17 protein-coding genes are annotated in these 18,454 nt (G+C 73.0%); 10 read left to right on the top strand and 7 right to left on the bottom strand.

Annotated elements, in window-relative coordinates; all coding sequences use genetic code 11:
• Positions 1 to 52: 52 nt before the first annotated feature.
• Positions 53 to 685, bottom strand: coding sequence for an HAD-IA family hydrolase (locus KIK05_RS12885; RefSeq protein ID WP_214410902.1), 633 nt, complete (start codon positions 683 to 685; stop codon positions 53 to 55).
• A gap of 44 nt (positions 686 to 729) precedes the next feature.
• Complete coding sequence (locus KIK05_RS12880; protein WP_214410901.1) at positions 730 to 996, bottom strand: SemiSWEET family sugar transporter; 267 nt, start codon at positions 994 to 996, stop codon at positions 730 to 732.
• Positions 997 to 1,061: 65 nt separating this feature from the next.
• Here KIK05_RS12880 and KIK05_RS12875 point away from each other — a divergent pair, with 65 nt between their 5' ends.
• The 9 genes from KIK05_RS12875 (at position 1,062) to KIK05_RS12835 (ending at position 11,862) form a co-directional block, all read left to right on the top strand.
• Complete coding sequence (locus KIK05_RS12875) at positions 1,062 to 2,273, top strand: ROK family transcriptional regulator (protein WP_214410900.1); 1,212 nt, start codon at positions 1,062 to 1,064, stop codon at positions 2,271 to 2,273.
• Positions 2,274 to 2,724: 451 nt separating this feature from the next.
• Positions 2,725 to 3,717, top strand: coding sequence for a glycosyltransferase (locus KIK05_RS12870; RefSeq protein ID WP_214410899.1), 993 nt, complete (start codon positions 2,725 to 2,727; stop codon positions 3,715 to 3,717).
• Between the two features lie 238 nt (positions 3,718 to 3,955).
• Positions 3,956 to 5,500, top strand: coding sequence for an alpha/beta hydrolase (locus tag KIK05_RS12865; protein ID WP_214410898.1), 1,545 nt, complete (start codon positions 3,956 to 3,958; stop codon positions 5,498 to 5,500).
• Between the two features lie 234 nt (positions 5,501 to 5,734).
• On the top strand, positions 5,735 to 6,808 hold the full coding sequence (locus tag KIK05_RS12860; protein WP_214410897.1) for a type III polyketide synthase: 1,074 nt from the start codon (positions 5,735 to 5,737) through the stop codon (positions 6,806 to 6,808).
• 6 nt (positions 6,809 to 6,814) lie between these two features.
• Positions 6,815 to 7,357 carry an isoprenylcysteine carboxyl methyltransferase family protein gene (locus KIK05_RS12855; protein WP_214410896.1) on the top strand — a complete coding sequence of 181 codons (543 nt, stop codon included), beginning with the start codon at positions 6,815 to 6,817 and terminating at the stop codon, positions 7,355 to 7,357.
• Between the two features lie 22 nt (positions 7,358 to 7,379).
• Positions 7,380 to 8,396: an NAD(P)/FAD-dependent oxidoreductase gene (locus tag KIK05_RS12850; RefSeq protein WP_214410895.1), complete on the top strand. Its 1,017-nt coding sequence runs from the start codon at positions 7,380 to 7,382 to the stop codon at positions 8,394 to 8,396.
• Positions 8,397 to 8,709: 313 nt separating this feature from the next.
• Positions 8,710 to 9,195 carry a hypothetical protein gene (locus KIK05_RS12845; protein WP_214410894.1) on the top strand — a complete coding sequence of 162 codons (486 nt, stop codon included), beginning with the start codon at positions 8,710 to 8,712 and terminating at the stop codon, positions 9,193 to 9,195.
• A 12-nt stretch (positions 9,196 to 9,207) separates the two neighbouring features.
• Positions 9,208 to 11,154: a M48 family metalloprotease gene (locus KIK05_RS12840; RefSeq protein WP_214410893.1), complete on the top strand. Its 1,947-nt coding sequence runs from the start codon at positions 9,208 to 9,210 to the stop codon at positions 11,152 to 11,154.
• A gap of 6 nt (positions 11,155 to 11,160) precedes the next feature.
• On the top strand, positions 11,161 to 11,862 hold the full coding sequence (locus KIK05_RS12835; RefSeq protein ID WP_214410892.1) for a hypothetical protein: 702 nt from the start codon (positions 11,161 to 11,163) through the stop codon (positions 11,860 to 11,862).
• Positions 11,863 to 11,913: 51 nt separating this feature from the next.
• Here KIK05_RS12835 and KIK05_RS12830 read toward each other — a convergent pair whose 3' ends face one another.
• Positions 11,914 to 12,528, bottom strand: coding sequence for a TetR/AcrR family transcriptional regulator (locus tag KIK05_RS12830; protein ID WP_214410891.1), 615 nt, complete (start codon positions 12,526 to 12,528; stop codon positions 11,914 to 11,916).
• 84 nt (positions 12,529 to 12,612) lie between these two features.
• Between KIK05_RS12830 and KIK05_RS12825 the strand changes: the two genes are divergently transcribed.
• Complete coding sequence (locus tag KIK05_RS12825; protein ID WP_214410890.1) at positions 12,613 to 13,368, top strand: glucose 1-dehydrogenase; 756 nt, start codon at positions 12,613 to 12,615, stop codon at positions 13,366 to 13,368.
• A 173-nt stretch (positions 13,369 to 13,541) separates the two neighbouring features.
• Here KIK05_RS12825 and KIK05_RS12820 read toward each other — a convergent pair whose 3' ends face one another.
• The 4 genes from KIK05_RS12820 to KIK05_RS12805 form a co-directional block, all read right to left on the bottom strand.
• A complete protein-coding gene (locus tag KIK05_RS12820; protein ID WP_214410889.1) occupies positions 13,542 to 14,006 on the bottom strand; it encodes a MarR family winged helix-turn-helix transcriptional regulator in 465 nt (154 codons plus the stop codon).
• 294 nt (positions 14,007 to 14,300) lie between these two features.
• The gene (locus KIK05_RS12815; RefSeq protein ID WP_214410888.1) at positions 14,301 to 15,980 is read right to left on the bottom strand and encodes a DEAD/DEAH box helicase; all 1,680 of its coding nucleotides are present in this window, start codon (positions 15,978 to 15,980) and stop codon (positions 14,301 to 14,303) included.
• Between the two features lie 275 nt (positions 15,981 to 16,255).
• Positions 16,256 to 17,335, bottom strand: a complete 1,080-nt coding sequence (locus KIK05_RS12810; protein WP_214410887.1) for a Gfo/Idh/MocA family protein — start codon at positions 17,333 to 17,335, stop codon at positions 16,256 to 16,258.
• On the bottom strand, positions 17,320 to 18,027 hold the full coding sequence (locus tag KIK05_RS12805) for a ThuA domain-containing protein (protein WP_250562697.1): 708 nt from the start codon (positions 18,025 to 18,027) through the stop codon (positions 17,320 to 17,322). Before KIK05_RS12805 ends, KIK05_RS12810 begins: the two co-directional genes overlap by 16 nt.
• Between the last annotated feature and the right edge of the window lie 427 nt (positions 18,028 to 18,454).

The following is an 18,454-nucleotide window of genomic DNA, read 5'->3' as shown; positions in this document are numbered from 1 at the left end:
TCCCGTCCCGGCACGGGAGAGCCCGGCCGCACCCAGGAGTCCCGCCCGCCGATCACGCTGTCGCCGCGGGCGCCTGACGCCGCAGGGTGTCGGCCAGTTCGCCCAGGTGGGCGATCGGGAGGTCCGCCGGGAGGCCGCGGAGGGCGGCGACGGTCATCCCGGCGGCCCGTCCGGCCGCGATGCCCGGGGCGGAGTCCTCGACGACCAGGCAGCCGGCGGGGGCGACGCCGAGGAGCGCCGCCGCGTGCAGGTAGGCCTCCGGGTCGGGCTTGGCGCGGGTCACGTCGTCCACCGAGACCAGCAGCGGCGGCTCGATGCCGGCGGCGCCGAGCCGCGCGCGGGCCAGGCGCGTGCCGGCCCCGGTGACGACCGCCCACGGCAGCCCGCGTCCGGTGAGGACGTCGAGGAGCTCCCGGGCGCCCTGGGTGGCCGTGACGCCGTCGAGGTCGGCGCACTCGATGTCGACCATGCTCTCGACCGCGAGCGCCACCTCCTCGTCGGACAGGTGGGGGGCCAGGCGGCGGATCATGACGCGGGCGGGGAATCCGTGCAGGTCCGCCGCCAGCACCTCCTCCAGCATCCCGTTGCGTTCTCCCCAGGCCCGCCAGGATCGCTCCACCGCCGCGTCGGAGTCGACCAGCGTGCCGTCCATGTCGAGCAGCACCGCCCGCACATCCGTGTCCATTCCGTTCGCTCCCCCCACCGGCACGAGGACGCCCCCTTTCTCCCTCACGCCCGTGCCTCGCGGGCGCGCTGGGTGGCCTTGATGGTGATGAGCACGGCCAGGGCGGCCAGCGTGATGGCGTTGGACGCCATGACCGCGACGTCCGCCATGGCGATGCCGTAGGTGAACCACATGCCGACCCCCGTGCTCAGCATGACCAGGTAGGTCCAGGAAAGGTCGTCGGTCGACCGCGTGCGCCAGGACCGCCGAAGCTGCGGGAGCCAGCACGCGGTGGTCAGGGCCCCGGCCACCAGCCCGAGAACGGTTGTCACGGCTTCCTCCGATTTTGCTCGTGATGCGAGCATAAATCGGCGGGACTCTTGGCACAATCCCGTACATGGAAATCGGCGAGGTCGGGCGAGCACGGGCCATCCAGGTGCAGGGCATGCTCGCGGTGCTGCGGCACGTGCACGCCCACCCCTCCACGACCCGGGCCCAGCTGGCCCGCGACCTCGGCCTGAGCCGCGGCTCGGCGACCGAGATCGTCGGCCGGCTCCACGCGCTGCGCCTGGTGGACGAGAGCGACGCCGCGCCGACCGGCGCCCGCGGCCGTCCCACCCGCGTGGTGCACCGCCACGCCGAGGGGCCGGTCGTGGCGGTGGTGGACGTCTCCCACGAGGGCTGGCGGCTGGCGGTGGCCCATCTGGGCGGCGAGCTCGACCACCTGCGCCGGGAGGCCCACCGCGCCCCCGCCCCCGAACAGGTCCTCACCGGGGTCGCCGCGGCCCTGGAGCAGGTCCGGACGGCGTACGGGACGCGGCTGCGGGCGATCGGCGTCTCCGTCCCGGGCACGGTCAGCCACGGACGCCTGATGGGCGCGGCCACGCTCGGCTGGCACGACGTCGACGTGCTCGGCGGCCTGGCGCTCGCCTCGCCTCCGCCCGTCGTGGTCGGCAACGACGCCACGATGGCGGGCGTGGCCGAGGCGCGGAGGGGGGCGGCGGTGGGCGCGGAGGTGGCCCTCTACCTGACCGTGGAGGTGGGCATCGGCGGCGTCCTGCTGGAGCGCGGCCGCGCGGCCACGGGCGCGACCGGCGCGAGCGGGGAGTTCGGGCACATGCCATTCGGCGACCCGTCCAGGGCATGCCCGTGCGGCGCCCGCGGCTGCTGGGACCTGGAGGTGGACGGCCGCGCGCTCGCCCGCCTCCTCGGCGACCCTCCTCCGGCCGCACCGCGAAGCGCCGCCGACGCCGTGTTCGCACGGGCCCGGCAGGGCGACCACGCGGCCCGCGCCGCCGTCGACCAGATCGCGCGCAACCTCGGCCGGGGTGTCGCGGGGCTGGTCAACGCGCTGGACCCGCAGGTGGTGACGCTCTCCGGCCTCGCCATGGCGGTCCTGGACCTCGCCGGCCCGGCACTGCGGGCCGCCTACCGTACGGGCCTGATGGCCTTCCGGCGCGAGGACGCGCCCCCGCTGGCCCGGGCCGCCTTCCCCGCGGACGGCAGCCTGCGCGGCGCGGCGGAGCTCGCCTTCGACGTCGTGCTGTCGGAGGCCGGCCTCGACGACTGGGACAAGGCCACTCCGCGGCCCGCACGGACGGGTAAATGAGATGACCTCCCCCGGGACCGCGGCGCATCATGAACGGGTCCACCGGTCCCTGGGCGGGGCGCATCATGAACAGGTCCGCTACGAGAAGCCGCCGCACCCCTGGGAGGTCCGCCGGCTGCGGACGAACCTGCGAGCCACGGGGATCCACCCGCACGCCCTGGCCCGCGGCGGACGGTGCGCGAGGCGGCGCGGTGCCTGAGGGTCTTTCGGTCGGAGGTGAACGGCGGCGGGCTTGTCGTTCACCTAAAAGCAGTCATTCCGCCGGTTTATCGCCATTTATGAACATCGGCATTCGCCTAGCATTGCGGCTGTGACCGCGGTACGTGGACGTATTCGGCGAATCCGCCCGCAACTGAAGGCGTCGAGACGGCGCCCCGAAACCCCATCCCCCATCGATCCGATTTCCCCCGGCGAACCGGAAGGCAAGGCCCCGCCGATACCGGTGAGCGTGATGTCGGAGTCCGTCTTCACCGTGCGCGGGCACGGGGTGCACAGCGTCTTCGAGGAAAGCATCCGGGCGATAAACCAGATGCCGGAATTCGAATGCGTTTCCGGTGTGCGGGCCTACGGCCGGAACGTGGTGCTCCACGTGCACACGATGGGGCCGTTCGCGGCGCTGCGGATGCTGGCGCACCGCGGGCCGAGCCTGATCAGCGCCCACGTCACGCCCGGCACGCTCCTCGGCAGCATCAAGGGCGCCCATCTGGCCAGGGGGCCCGTCCGCTGGTACATGAGGCGGGTCTTCGACCTCGCCACGCTGGTGCTGTCGGTGAGCGGGGCGACCACGCTGGAGCTGGAGGAGCTCGGGGTGCGCGGGCCGATCGTGCTCGCGGCCAACGCGATCGACGAGAAGCGCATCCGGTCGCTGGCGGCCCGCCGTCCGGCGCTGCGGCGCGGGTTCGGGTGGGACGGGCGGCCGGTGGTCCTCGGGGTGGGCCAGATCCAGCCGAGGAAGGGCGTGGAGGAGTTCGTCGCTTGCGCCAGGAGCCTGCCCCATCTGCGGTTCGTCTGGGTGGGCGGGATGCAGTTCGGCATGCTGTCCGACGCGCGGCACGATCTGACGCGGCTGCGGGAGAACCCGCCGGAGAACGTCGTCTTCACGGGCCTGGTGCCGCGGGAGGAGGTGTTCAAGTACTGCGCCGCGGCGGACGTGTTCTTCCTGCCGTCCAAGCACGAGACCTTCGGCCTGGCCACGCTGGAGGCGGCCGTGGCCGGGCTGCCGCTCGTGCTGCCGGACCTCCCGTGCTACCGGGACTGGCTCAAGGACGCCTATCTGCCGGGGCGTACGGTGAACGAGTACGTCGAACTGCTGCGCGAGCTGGAGGACGAGCGGGTGCGGGCGAGGTGGGGCGAGCGGGCGTCCGCGGCGGCGGCGGGCCACGACTCGCGGGCGCTGCGGGACGGTCTGCGGGAGGCGTACCTGCGGGCCGCCGCGGAGCGGTGACGGGATCCGCCGGGTGAACGATAACCCCGATGCCCGATATTTCGAGAAATACGCTATCCGAATTGGTTATCCACACGAATGACCGCCGCACCCGGGTACCGTAACCGTAATTGTTGATATTTCGTTTCGATAACGCTTCCGATCGGTACCGCGTTCACCCGCGTCGCAGTTGAAAAATCGGCCTGGTGATGCCGTAAGCCGGCGCCGATGAAGGGCCGCGGGCACCGAAGGGGCTGATATGAAGAAGACCGTCGCCACGCTGGCCATTGCCGGCGTCGGTCTGAGCGTCACCATCGCCGCGCCGCCCGTCGGCGCCACGGCCGAGCCGGCCGCCGCCGTCGCCTGGGCGCCGTGCACCGGCAAGCTCGAGGGGCTGGAGTGCGCGAAGATCTCCGTGCCGCTCGACCACTCCCGCCCGTCCGGCGAGAAGATCAACCTGGCGCTCAGCCGCAAGAAGCACACGGTGCCCGACGACCGGTACCAGGGCATCCTCCTGCTGAACCCCGGCGGTCCGGGGGCGAGCGGGATATCCGCTCCGAAGTGGTTCGGCGGGAGCGTGGCCGAGAAGGCCTCGGCGGCCTACGACCTGATCGGTTTCGACCCGCGCGGGGCCGGGCGGAGCGAGCCCCGGCTGACCTGCGGGTCCGGGTACGACTCCCCCGTGCGCCCCGACTACGTGCCGGCGGGCACCGACGACGAACGCTCGTGGCTGGCCAGGGCGGCCGGCTTCTCCGCCAGGTGCGGCAAGGCCTTCGGCGGCCTGCTGGCCCACATGACGACCGTCGACTCCGCCCGCGACCTCGACAGCATCCGCGCGGCCCTCGGCCAGGACAAGCTCAGCTTCTTCGGCTACTCGTGGGGCACCTACCTCGGCGCGACGTACGCCACGCTGTTCCCCTCCAGGGTCAAGCGCCTGGTGCTCGACAGCGTCGTACGGCCGAGCGGAGTGTGGTACGACGACAACCTCGACCAGGACCGCGCCTTCGACGCGCGCGCCAAGGACTTCTTCGCCTGGGTCGCCAGGTACGACTCGGTCTACCACCTGGGCGGCACCGGCTCCGCCGTGGAGAAGAAGTACTACGAGATCCGCGGCAAGCTGAAGACCGCTCCCGTCGCGAAGGAGGTGGGGCCCGACGAACTGGACGACACCTACCTGGTCGGCGGCTACACCAACTCGGTCTGGCACTACCTCGCGATGGGGCTGTCCCGGTACGAGGCCGGCGACATCGACTACCTCGCCACTCTCTACGGAGGGCTCGCCGCCAACGCCGACGACAGCAGCCACGCGCTGTACCTCGCCACGTCCTGCACCGACGCCGGATGGCCGCGGAGCTGGGCGAAGTGGCACCACGACAACCACGCGAGCCATGCCGTCGCGCCCTTCATGACCTGGGGCAACGCCTGGTTCAACGCGCCGTGCCTGAGCTGGCCCGCCAGGTCCGCCGAGGCCCTGCCCATCTCCGGGCGCGGCCTGCCGCCGGTGCTGCTGTTCCAGGCGACCAAGGACGCCGCGACGCCGTACGACGGCGGGGTGGAGATGCACCGCCTCCTGCCCTCCTCGCGGCTGGTGGTCGAGGCGGGCGGCGGCAACCACGGCATCAGCCTCAACGGCAACACCTGCCTCGACGGGTATCTGGCGGCCTACCTCGCCGACGGCTCACTGCCCGCGAGCAGGCCCGGCCCGGACGCCACGTGCGCCCCCCCGGCCGACCCCGTGCCGCCCGCCGTGCGAGCGAACGCCCGCATGGCCGAACCTCTGCCCGACGTCCGCGTGCGCCTCTGACATCGGCACCCGGCGCCGTCCGGCGCTCTCCTCCGAGCCCCGGACGGTGCCGCCTTGCAGCGGCGCATTTAGGACGACACCAGATGAAATGTCGGACATCTCACTGCAATTACCGGCGGTGTTCTCCCACGTAGGAAAGCGTCCGCGACTCCCGCCCTTCGGCGGCAAGGTATGCCGGTGGGCGCGATGGGCAAAGACAGAGATGTCCCCACTGTCAGCAGACCGGGAATCCATATGACCCGAATCGCAGCTGTCCGCGGTGCCCTTCCCCCCAACCGTTACCCCCAGTCCGAGATCACGGACGCGTTCGCACGGATATGCCTCCCTCCGGGCGCCGACCGGCGGCTGCTCGACCGGTTGCACACCTCCGCCCGCGTGGGCCACCGCAACCTGGCGCTGCCACTGGAGCAGTACGCCAAGCTGGACGGCTTCGGGACCGCCAACGCCGCCTTCATCGAGGCCGCGGTGGACCTCGGCGCCGAGGCGGTGGGCGGGGCGCTGGAGGCGGCCGGGCTCACGGGCGCCGACGTGGACATGATCATGTTCACGTCGGTCACCGGCATCGCCGCGCCGTCCGTGGACGCCAGGCTGGCCACCCGCCTCGGGCTCAGGCCCGACGTCAAGCGGGTACCGGTCTTCGGCCTCGGCTGCGTGGCGGGGGCCGCCGGGATCGCCCGGCTGCACGACTACCTGCGGGGATGGCCCGGCCACGTGGCCGTGCTGCTGTCGGTCGAGCTGTGCTCCCTCACCCTGCAGCGCGGCGACGCCTCCACGGTCAACCTCGTGGCGAGCGGGCTGTTCGGCGACGGTGCCGCCGCCGTGGTCGCCTGCGGCCCCGAGCACCCCTCCTCCACGGCGGCGGACCGGCCGTACGGGCCGGCCGTCGTCGCCACCCGCGGCCACCTCTATCCGGGGACCGAGACGGTGATGGGCTGGGAGGTCCGCGACACCGGATTCCGGGTGGTGCTCGACGCCGGGGTCCCGGAGGTCGTACGCGCCCACCTCGCCGACGACGTCCACGGCTTCCTGCGCGACCACGGCCTCACCGCGCGGGAGGTGACCGCGTGGGTCTGCCATCCCGGCGGGCCGAAGGTGCTGCAGGCCGTCGCCGAGACCCTCGACCTGCCCGAGGGCGCGCTCGACCTCACCTGGCGGTCGCTGGAGGACATCGGCAACCTGTCGTCCTCCTCGGTGCTGCACGTCCTGCGCGACACGCTCGCCCTGCGGCCCCCGCCGCCGGGCACCCCCGGGCTGCTCATCGCGATGGGCCCCGGCTTCTGCTCCGAACTCGTCCTGCTGCGCTGGTAGGCCGCGATGTCCTGGTACATGCTGCTCGTCCTGCTCGTCGGCGCCGAGCGGCTCGCCGAACTGGTCGTGGCCCGGCGCAACGCCCGCTGGAGCCTCGCCCGGGGCGGGCGGGTGTTCGGGCAGGGCCACTATCTCTGGATGGTCGTCCTGCACACCGGGCTGCTCGCGGGCTGCCTGCTGGAGACCTGGCTCGCCGGGCGGCCCTTCGTCCCGGCGCTCGGATGGCCCATGCTCGCCCTGGTCGTCGCCGCCCAGGCCCTGCGCTGGTGGTGCATCACGACGCTGGGGCCGCAGTGGAACACCCAGGTGATCGTGGTGCCGGGGCTGCCGCTCGTGCGGCGGGGGCCGTACCGGCTGCGGTGGCTGCGGCACCCGAACTACGTGGCGGTGGCGGTCGAGGGCGCGGCGCTGCCCCTGGTCCACGGCGCCTGGGCGACGGCGGGCGCGTTCACCGTGCTCAACGCGGCGCTGATGGTGGTGCGGATCCGCTGCGAGAACGACGCGCTGGCCTCGTCCTCCCCCGCGACGCCGGCCGGCGAGGCGGCGTGACCGGCGACGCGCGGGGCGCGGTGTGATCGACGTCCTGGTCGCGGGGGGCGGCCCGGCGGGGCTCGCCACCGCCGTGTACGCTGCGCTGGCGGGGATGGAGGCGGTGGTGGTCGAACCCCGCCCGGTGCCGGTGGACAAGGCGTGCGGCGAGGGGCTGATGCCCACCGGTGTCGCCGCCCTGGGCGCGCTCGGCGTGGCCGTGGAGGGGCACCCGCTGCGCGGCATCCGGTACCTCGACCGGCGGCACGGCGTGGAGGCCGAGTTCCGCGACGGGCACGGGCTGGGCGTCCGCCGGACGTCGCTGCACGCCGCGCTCGCGCACCGGGCCCGGGAGCTGGGCGTGAAGATCGTCCAGGGACGGGTGGAGGAGCCGCGGCAGGGCGCGGAATGGGTCGAGGCGGCGGGGCTGCGGGCGCGCTGGCTGGCCGCCGCGGACGGGCTGCACTCCCCCCTGCGCCGCCGGCTCGGGCTGGAGCTGCCGGACCGAGCGCCCCGCCGGTACGGCCTGCGCCGGCACTTCCGCGTGGCGCCGTGGACGGGCTTCGTGGAGGTGCACTGGACGGCGGGCGCCGAGGCCTACGTGACGCCGGTCGCCGGTGACCTGGTGGGAGTGGCGGTGCTGAGCGGCGAGCGCAAACCGTACGACGAGCACCTCGCCGCCTTCCCCGCTCTCCTTGAGCGCCTCGCGGGCGCCCCCGCCGCCACCGCCGTGCGCGGCGCGGGGCCGCTGCGGCAGCGGGTCCGGTCGCGGGTCGCGGGGCGGGTGCTGCTGGTCGGCGACGCGGCGGGGTACGTGGACGCGCTGACCGGCGAGGGCGTCTCGCTCGGGCTGCTGTCGGCCCGCGCCCTCGTCGGCTGCCTGCGCGCGGGCCGCCCGGAGGCGTACGAGACGGCGTGGCGGCGCCTGTCGTTCCGGCACCGCCTGCTGACCGGTGCGCTGCTGGCCGCCCGCCGCCGACCGGCCACCGCCCGCCTGATCGTCCCGGCCGCCCGGCGCCTCCCCGCCGTCTACACCGCCACGGTCAACGCTCTGGCCTGACCGGCATACGGGGTGGCCCTATCCGTGATTAACGGCCCCGAATTTCCGTCGCCTGACCTGCCGGGGAAGGGCCGGCCGCAGGGCCGCCCACCAGGTGGGCAGATCCGCGCCGTATCCCCAGACCGGCCCGGTACCGGCCAAAACATGATTTAAGCGGCTATTGCCGTTATAAACCAAATATGGGGACCAATGGCCGACGACGGCACGGCACTTAATCGCCTTGTGACTTGAGCCGCCTCCTTTCCCGGAGCACTTTTACTCCTGCACCTCCGGTCATCGAGCGCGGGCGCGCTCGTCCGCTTTGGAGCGTCACATGGGCGAGCGGCGAACGGGATACCAGGTCATCGAGGGCGTGCTCGGCCGCCTCGACCCCGGCGAACTCCCCTACCTGCCGGACGTCTGGGAGATCCACACGGCCAATCCCACCGAGATGGACGGCACGCGCGAGCACCTGCTGAGCTCCGGGATCGTTCCACAGATGGCGGAGTGGGCCCCGGTCGTCGTGTCGTTCCTCGGCACGGCCCTGGCCGACACGGTGAAGGACGAGATCAGCGATCAGGCGCGCGCCGGAGCGCGTCGTGCCGCCCGCTTCGCCGGCCGGCGGGCACGTCGCCGGCGGGAGGCGAAGGCCCTCGCCACCGACCCGCTGCCGTCGTTGAGCGTCGAGCGGTGCCAGCTGATCGCCGGCAAGGTCTACGCCCGGGCCCGCGAGCTCGGCATGCCCGAGACCAAGGCCCGGCTGCTCCTGGAGGCGGTGCTGGCGGAGCTGCTCCGGACCGGCACCACGCCGGAGGCCTGAGCGGTGGGCCCGGTGGATCCCTTCGCCCTGCCTCCGCCGACCACCGCGCGGCTGCGGCTGCTGTTCCTCACCGTGGCGGGCGCGTCGTACTTCGCCGGCTACTGGTTCATCGTCTGGGGGCAGGACAGCTGGGCGGGGCGGAACCGGGCGTGCCTGGCGGACGGCGCGGACCTGGTCGCCTGCACCTCCCGCGTCCTGGCCCTGCAGTCGGTGACCCCGCTGGCGGGCCCCCTCCTCGTCTCGGCCCTGACCGTGCTCGCCTACCTCGCGGCGCCGGCGGTGGTGAGCCGGTGGCAGAAGGCGGCGCCGCTGGAGGAGGTGCCTGCGGCGCTGCGGGAGACGATCCGCGCGGCGGGCCTCGCGGCGGAACCGGAGCTGGTGCGCAGGAGACGGGACAACCGCTGGGCCATGTTCGCCTTCGGCCGCAGGCCCCGTTACCGCGTGCTGCTCCCCGCCACGGCGATGCTGCGGCTGCGCGCGAGGCCGCGGGACGTGACCGCGCTCCTGGCCCACGAGCTCGGCCATCTGAAGAACCGTGACGTCGACAGGTCGCACCTCGCCCTGTTCGCCACCGTCTGCTTCGTGATCGTCGTCGGCGCGGCCACGCTCGCCGCCTCCGCGATGTCCCAGGAGAGGTCGACGAGCCTGGCGCTGGCGTGGCGCCTGGCACTGCTGACGGCCCTGGTCGTCGCGACGTTCGTCGGCGTGCTGCGGGCCCGCGAGCACGACGCGGACCTGTGGGCGGGCCGATCCCACGCGAGCGAGCTGCTCGGCCTGCTGGACGGATCGGCCGCCGAACGCCCGTGGCTGGTCCGCGTGCACCCCTCGTTCGCGCGCCGCCGCCGGGTGCTGGAGGAGCCCGGCCTCACCATGAGGACCTCCGTCCCGGAGTCGCTGGCGGCGGGGGTCGCGGGCGGCGTGGCGATCGTCGAGCTGTCGGCGCCGGCGCAGACGTTCCTGCCGCTTCCCGCGCTCGTCACCTACTGGCTCGTGGCGTCGGCCGTCGCGCTGCCCATCACCGGCGTGGTCGGCCTGGCCGTGTGGCGCTCGACGCTGTACGACCTGTCCACCGGCACCCGCCGCACCCGGGTGGCCGGTCCGGGGCTCGCCCTCGGAACGGGGCTCCTCCTCGGGGCGATCCTGGCGCCGCGGGCGAGCGCCCAATGGAACGTCCTGTTCGCCTCGGCCCCCGAATCGACGGTCCAGCTGACGTTCCTGCAAGGGAAGCCGCTCACCGTCCTCGGGCTCGCGCTGGGGCTGCCCACGGCGACCACGCTCATCCTCAACTGGGTCGCGCTGACCGCACGCGTCCGGCTGTCCCGGCACGGCGTCCGGGCGTGGCGGCCGGCGGCGCTCGCGGCGGCCCTGGTGTTCGGCGTGGCGCTCGGCACCTGGTTCCTGGCCGCGCGGCTGGCGGCCGCCGACGAGTGGGGGCCCGGCGCCCTCGCCGCGCTGGCGCTCAGGCCTCGCGGCGTCGCCGCGGGCGTCCTCGCGTTCGTGGTGCTGGGCTGCTGCGCGAGCGCGTGGCCTCCTGGCCGGGACGGTCTCGCGCGGCCGGCCGCCCTGCTGGCCGGGGCGCTCGCGACGCTGGTCCTCCTCGGCGCCGTGGTGTCCGGTGCGATCGGCGGGCCGCTGGCGCATCGTCCGCCGGCCGTCCTTCCGGAGTCCAACGAGCGCCAACTGGTCTGCCTGTGGCTGCGCGTCGTCGGCACGCGGGCCCTCGGCGACGCGGGCGACCACGCCACCCGCGCCCGGCTGGGCGCGTTCCTGCAGACGGTGCCCGACCCTCACATGCGCAGAGCCGGGGAGCTGATGTCCGAGAGCGCGCGACGGCGTTCCGACGAGATGGCGACGGCCGCGTGGACGCTCTTCGTGCGGCGGTGCGACCTGCTCAAGCGCTACCCGCCCGACGACCCGGTCCCCACGTTCACCCCTCCGTTCCCGACCTTAGGCGAGTGACCGACCATGATCGGAAGACGATCGTTCCTCTCGCGTACCGCCGGCACCCTGGCGCTGCCGGTGGCGGGCCTCCTGGTGCTCACCGGCAACGCCCACGGCGACGCGGCGGCGCCACGGCGGGCGGCCGCGGCGGCGCCCGATCTCAAGGGGGCGCTGCTCGCGGTCGCGGACCTGCCCGCCGGCTTCACGCGCTGGACTCCGCAGTACCAGCCCTACGATTCGAGCAGTTCTCCCCTCTGCTCGCGGACCCTCGACTCCCTGGATTTCAGCATCCCCAAGCAGCCGGGTGTGCGCTACGCGAGCACGGCCTTCACCGCCGGCGACCTCGGCCCCTGGGTCCTGGAGACCCTCAGGCACTACAAGTCGGGCTCGGCGAAGAAGGAACTGGCCCGCGTCAGCGGGATCCTCGGGCGGTGCGGGGAGTTCCGGCTGGAACACACCAGGGAGAAGCCGGTGCAGACCTTCGTCGAGAAGGTACGGCACGTGAAGTTCCCCTCGGTCGCGACCGAGACCTGGGCGGGCTGGATCACGGTCACGGTCCTGGAGAACGGCAGGTACGTGGCCTCGGCGCAGGAGTTCATGGTGCTGGCCAGGTCGGGCGACGTCCTCATGGTCCTGAGCCGCAGCGGCACCACGACGCCGAGCGCCGCCTCCCTCTCCACGCTCGCCAGACGCGCCGCCGACAAGATGCGCAAGCTGAAGCTCTGACAGCCGCGGAAGGCCCGCCGTCAGGCGATCTCCACGATTCGGAACTCCCCATCATCCCGGGGGTGAGGTGGGCCAGGCCGTGAGGGCGAGCTCGGCCACCGGACGCAGCTCCGCGGCCGTCGCGCCGTCGGCCGCCCGCTGCGAGAAGCCCTGCAGGACGGTCGCGAGGTACTGGGCCAGGGCCCGGGTGTCGGTGGAGCCCGGCAGCTCGCCCGCGCGGACGGCCTCGTCGAGGCGGGCGGCGAAGGCGCCGACGTTGGCGTTGCGGATGTCGCGGAGGAAGGCCTCGATGTCGGCGTCCTTCGGGTTGACGTTGGTCGCCGAGCGGATGATCAGGCAGCCCGCCGGGTGGGACGGGTCGGTGTAGATCTCGGTGGCCTCGCGCAGGATGCGCGCGAAGGTGTCGTAGGCGGTGCGCTCCTCGCGCAGGGCGGCCCCCGCGAAGCCCGCCGGCTTCGACCGCTGATAGGCGGCGACGGCCTCCTTGAACAGGGCCTTCTTGTCGCCGAAGGCCGCGTACAGGCTCGCCGGCCGGATGCCCATCGCCTCCGTCAGGTCGCCCACGGAGGTGGCCTCGTAGCCGCGATCCCAGAACAGGCGGACGGCCGTGGCCAGCGCCTGGTCGCGGTCGAAGGTGCGGGGACGGCCCCGGCGGCTTCCGGTCATGCGCCGAATTCTAGAGCATCCACTCAAAAATCCGTGCTACCGTGTTTGTTGAAGAATCACTCAACAAATGAGCGGAGCATCGACATGGAACGTCTCGCGGGCAAGGTCGCGCTGGTCACCGGCGGCAGCAGGGGCATCGGGCGGGCCATCGCGCGGCGGCTGGCGGCCGACGGGGCCACCGTCGCGCTGACCTACGCACGGGACACCGCCGCCGCGGAGGAGACCGTCCGTCACATCGAGAAAGACGGCGGACGGGCGCTGGCCCTGCACGCCGAACTGGGCCGGCACGGGGACGCCGCCGCGCTGTGGGAGGCGTTCGACGCGGCGACCGGGAACGCCCGGGTCGACATCGTGGTGAACAACGCCGGCATCGGACGCAGCGCCGACATCGCCGTCCTCACCGAGGAGGAGTTCGACGAGGTGTTCGCGGTGAACGTCCGCGCGCCGTTCTTCATCGTCCAGCACGCGCTGTCCCGGCTCAACGACGGCGGGCGGATCATCAACATCTCCAGCGGCGCGGCCCGGCTGGCGATGCCCGAGATAATCGCCTACGGCTCGACCAAGGGCGCGCTGGACACCTTCACCCTCAACCTCGCCAAGCAGCTCGGCCCGCGCGGGATCACCGTCAACTCGGTCGCGCCGGGGATCATCGACACCGACGTCAACGCCGGATGGCTGCGCGGCAACGCCGAAGCGTGGGAGCGGGCGTCGTCCCTCTCCGCGCTCGGCCGGGTCGGCACCCCCGAGGATGTCGCGGACGTCGTGGCCTTCCTCGCCTCCGACGACGCCCGCTGGGTGACCGGGCGAGTCGTGGACGCCACGGGCGGCTCGGCCCTGTGAGCACACATCCGAGCCCCTCGGCGGCGCCGTCGCCCGTGGTCCGGGCACCGGCGACCGCGGAACCACCGTGACCTCCGCCGGCGAAGCCGTGCCGGTCATGATTCACACGTAGACGCAGTTCGTGTCACGAATGATTTTCAGTTCGTGACACGAACTGCGGCCCTTTCTAAGCGTCAGCTCGGCTGGCCGGGTTCCAAGAAGACGGTGGGAACCTTGTTGTCCGCCACGACGCGGCCGAGCAGGGCGGCGAGCGTGTCGCGCTCCGCGGGGTCGAGGCCCGAGGTCAGCGCCTCGACGCGGCGGCAGGTCTCGGTGTAGAACTCGTCGGCCAGCTTGGCGCCCCGCCCGGTGAGCCCCACCCGCACCGCGCGGGAGTCCTGGGGGTCGGGTTCTCGCCGCACGAGGCCGTTGCGCTCGGTGCGGTCGACCAGGCCGGTCAGGCTCGACTTGGCCAGGCCGAGCACCGCGCCCAGCTCGCTCATGCCGTACGGCTGCGCCATCAGGACGCACAGCAACTGGCCCTGCTGCTGGGTAATGCCGTACTCGCGCGCGGACTCCGAGTAGACCGCGTTCACCAGGAACGTGGACCGCACCAGCGCGGCCACCGTCCCGATCTGGCCGTCGACATGCTTGCTCACCGGCCCAGCATAACAAATTCGTGGGACGAACTACCTCTTCCGGCTTGCCCGGGTACCTGAGCGGCGGGGCACGCCTTTTCGCCGGAGAAAGGCGGCCGCCCGCTCACTTCAAGCGGTGAGGGGGCCGAGCGGGCCGGTCTCGTGCGCCCCTCTCCGCCCGGCCCCGAAGGTCCCCCTCCGGAGGCGCGCCGCCCGCGCCTTCCCCGGCTCGGGCGACATCGTCGTCCACCACGACGGCGGCCGACGCGGCCGGCCGCCGGACGACCGGTCCACCGTCGTCCGGTGGCCGCCGGCCTAGAAGCGTTCGCGGCGGACGGTGACCTTCCTGCCCTTGATCGTGGTGTGGCGTAGGGAGGCGATGACGTCGTCGGCCGAGTGGTCGGGGACCTCGACGAGGGAGAAGCGGTCGGCGATCTCGATGGCGCCGATGTCGCGGCCGCTCAGCCGTGACTCGTTGGCGATCGCGCCCACCAGGTCCTGCGGGCGGACCCCCGCGCTGCGCCCGGCGCCGACGAAGATGCGGGTCATGCCGCCGGAGGGACCCCGGCCGTGCCGCTCCCCCCGCGGCGCCGGCTCCCGCCGGGGGCGGCCCTCGCGGCCCGCGCGCTCAGCCCGCAGGTGGACCTCGGGGATCTCCTCCTCGTCGGCCGCGGCGCCGCTGGCCTCGTGGGCCAGCTTGACCGCGGCCATCGCGATCTCCACCAGGTCGAACTCGTCGGCGAGGGTGTCGACGACCACCCGGAAGTGCTCGAGGTCGTCCTCCAGGATGCTCTCCTCCAGCGCCGAGCGGGTCAGCTCCAGCCGCCGGGCCCGCAGGTCGGCCACCGTCGGCACCTTCTCGACGGTGATGCTGGTCTTGGTGACCCGCTCGATGGTCTTGAGCATCCGGTGCTCTCTCGGCTCGGCGAGGGTGATCGCGACACCCTCGCGCCCCGCCCGGCCGACGCGGCCGATGCGGTGGACGTACGACTCGGGGGCCGAGGGCACGTTGTAATTGACCACGTGGGTGAGCTGCTCGATGTCGAGGCCGCGCGCGGCGACGTCGGTGGCGACGAGCAGGTCGGCCGTGCCGGCGCGCAGCCGCGCCATGACGCGGTCGCGCTGCTCCTGGCCCATGCCGCCGTGCAGCGCCTCGGCGCGGTAGCCGCGGCCGTTCATGGTCTCGGTGAGCTGGTCGACCTCCTCGCGGGTGCGGCAGAAGACGATCGCGGCCTCGGGCGCCTCGACGTCGAGCACCCGGCCGAGGGCGGCCGGCTTGTGGGCCCGCGCCACGACGTAGGCGCTCTGCCGGACGCGCGGGGCCTCTCCGGGGGGCGCCGACTCGCGTTCGATCTGGATGCGCACCGGCTCGCGCAGGTGCGCGCGGGCGATGGAGTCGATGCGCGGCGGCATGGTGGCGGAGAAGAGCACCGTCTGCCGCTGTTCGGGGGTCTCCTGGAGGATCGCCTCGATGTCGTCGGCGAACCCCATGTCGAGCATCTCGTCGGCCTCGTCCAGCACGACCATCCGGAGGGCGTCGAGCTGGAGGGTCTTGCGGCCGATGTGGTCGAGGGCCCGCCCGGGGGTGGCCACCACGACGTCGACGCCGCGCTGGAGCTCCCGCAGCTGGCGGCCGATCGGCTGGCCGCCGTAGATCGGCAGGACGCGGGTGCCGAGGTCGCGGCCGTACCGGTGGACGGCCTCCGACACCTGGACGGCGAGCTCGCGGGTGGGCACCAGGACCAGCGCGAGCGGGCGGCCGCTGCCGCCGCCCTCGGGCATGCCCTGGAGCACCGGCAGTGCGAACGCGGCGGTCTTGCCGGTGCCGGTCGCGGCCTGGCCGAGCAGGTCGCGTCCCTCGAGCAGCGGTGGGATCGCCTCGCGCTGGATGGGCGTCGGCTCTTCGTATCCGAGGACGGTGAGCGCCTTCAGAAGCTCGGGACGTAGCCCGAGGTCAGCGAAGGTCGGGACGTCTTCGGTGGCGTCGGGGGTCATGATCGGGCTCCTCGTTCCGGACGGACGCGCATCGGACCGGCTGTCACACCATGTTCCAACGCTTCGGCATGCTTCCCGTCCGCCGGGGGTCCACACCGGCGGCGCAGCCCGCCCCCGGCACGTCGCCTTCCGGCACGGGGAGGACGCCGACGCTGCTACCAGCGTGGCGTTTCCACACTTACGGGACAGCAGATTTTACCTGCATGAGGCGCCACCTCGGTCCCGCCGGGAGCCGGCCGGCGGTCCGGTCGCCGGCCTGACCGCTCCTCACCGGATCACTCGTACGCCACGGGGCGGGGACGTTCGCAGGTGCTCGCGATGGTCACGGCGGCGCCGGAGCGGGCCGCGGCCAGCAGAGACTCCATGACGTCGAGCACGTGGAAGGCCAGGGCTCCCCCCGCGCGGGGCTCCTCGCCGGCCGGGGTCGAGGCGAAGTCGGCCACGCCCACTCCCCGGCCCGCCTCGGCGTAGCCGGCGGACGCGGGGAGATCGTGCCAGGCGTCGTCCCCGGCCTTCCGCAGCAGGACCTGGCCGTCGAAGTGGTTGGGGTCGGGGACGACCAGCGAGCCCTCCTCGCCGTGCACCTCGATGTGGGGCGCCTTGGTCGCCACACCGTCGAAGCTCATGACCAGCGTGGACAGCGCTCCCGAGGCGTGGACGAGCACACCGGTCACGTGGGTGTCGACGGTGACCGGGATCTCCTCGCCCCGGCGGGGGCCCGAGCCGATCATGCGCGTGGCGCGGGTGCGGCCCGAGGCGCCGACGACCGTCGTCACCGGGCCGAGCAGCGTGATCAGGCTCGTGATGTAGTAGGGGCCCATGTCCAGCAGCGGTCCGCCTCCGGGGAGGTAGTAGAAGTCGGGGTTCGGATGCCAGCGCTCGTGCCCCGGGGTCATCATCGTCGCGGTCGCCGCGACGGGCCTGCCGATGAGGCCGTCGTCGATCGCCTTGCGCGCGGTCTGCGTGCCGGTGCCCAGTACGGTGTCCGGCGCGCACCCCACCCGTACTCCCGCCTCGCCGGCGGCCCGGAGCACGCGGGCGGCGTCCGCCGATGTCGCGGCGAGGGGCTTCTCGCAGTAGACGTCCTTGCCCGCCGCGATCGCCTGGAGCGCGATCCCGGCGTGCGCGGCGGGGACGGTGAGGTTCAGCACGACGTCGACGCGCGGATCCGCCATCAGCTCCGCGACGCCCAGCACGTCCACCGCCGGGTACGGCCGCACCGCCTCCCGCGCCCGGTCGAGGTCGAGGTCGGCCACCGCCACCAGCCGGAGCCGCGGCAGCCGCTCGATCGTCCGGAAGTACTGGGACGAGATGGCGCCGCAGCCGACGACCCCGACGTTCACCGGCTCGCCCACAGCATTCCCCTTTCGATGACGGTGCGCACGCTGTCGTGCCGGAGGACGTCGAGGCTGTGGCCGGGGGTGGTGACGAAGATCCTGCCGTCCCCCCAGCGGCGGGTCCAGATCGCCGGCGAGGTGACCTCCCGGTGCCAGGGGTCCCACGGGCGGACCTTCTGGGTCGTGGTCGCCAGCACGTCGACGTAGTCGTCGGTCAGCACCCAGTACTGCTCGGTGACGAGGCCGAAGTCCGCTATGCCCTCGGTGATGGGGTGGCCGGCCGCCTCGGGGAGCATGTTCACCGTGTACGGCACGAAGTAGTGCTCCTGCGAGCCCTCGTCCGACTCGGCCGGGTTCCTGCCTGGATGGCAGGCGAACTGCCCGCCGATGAGGTGCAGGTAGTCGGAGGAGTTCCGGAAGGAGTCGGCGATGCCGCCGTGCCAGCCCGCCATGCCGGTGCCGGCGCGGATCGCCGCCGCCAGCCCGCGCACCTCGGCCGGCTCGATCGTGCCCATGGTGTAGCACTGCACGACGAGGTCGACGCCGGACATGAACGCCGGATCCGCGTACGGCGCCGGGGAGTCGGCACGGCATACCTCGAACCCCTGCTTCTCCAGGAAGGGGACGAACAGTTCGGTGGCCTCCACCGGGGCGTGCCCCTCCCAGCCGCCCCGCACCACCAGCGCCTTCCGGTCGCGTCGATCTTCCATGTTCTCGCCCGTCGCTCAGGGGGTTCGGTGTTCTCGGCAATGACGAAACGTGGGCGCTCCCGGTGCTCGCCTCACGCCACGCTCGGCGCGCCAGCGGGCTGCGATCCGGCGCCACGGTAAGCAGGCCTGGACAGCGCTGTCAATACATGGGAGAGCGTTTACTCCTGACGGAACCACCGAAAGTTTCATGACGCATGACCGGCGGGCGGGAGGGCCCGCGCTCGCCTGCACGATCAGCTCAGTGCCCAGCTCGGACGCCTGCCGGGAGATTTCGGCGATCTCACGCTACCTGATCTTGACCGTCATGGCGCTCGCCACACTGACGGCTAACGATCGGACAATGGATCGAAAGTTTCAGAATCCTTCTCGACCCTCCCGCGTGACGTGCCCGAGGGCGAGGAGGCGCTGTCGTGGCTGGACCGACACA

It is taken from the genome of Sphaerisporangium fuscum (genome assembly GCF_018531465.1).
Lineage (GTDB): Bacteria > Actinomycetota > Actinomycetes > Streptosporangiales > Streptosporangiaceae > Sphaerisporangium > Sphaerisporangium fuscum.
Note: the sequence above shows the minus strand (reverse complement) of the source record. Positions and strands in the feature narration are given on the sequence as shown.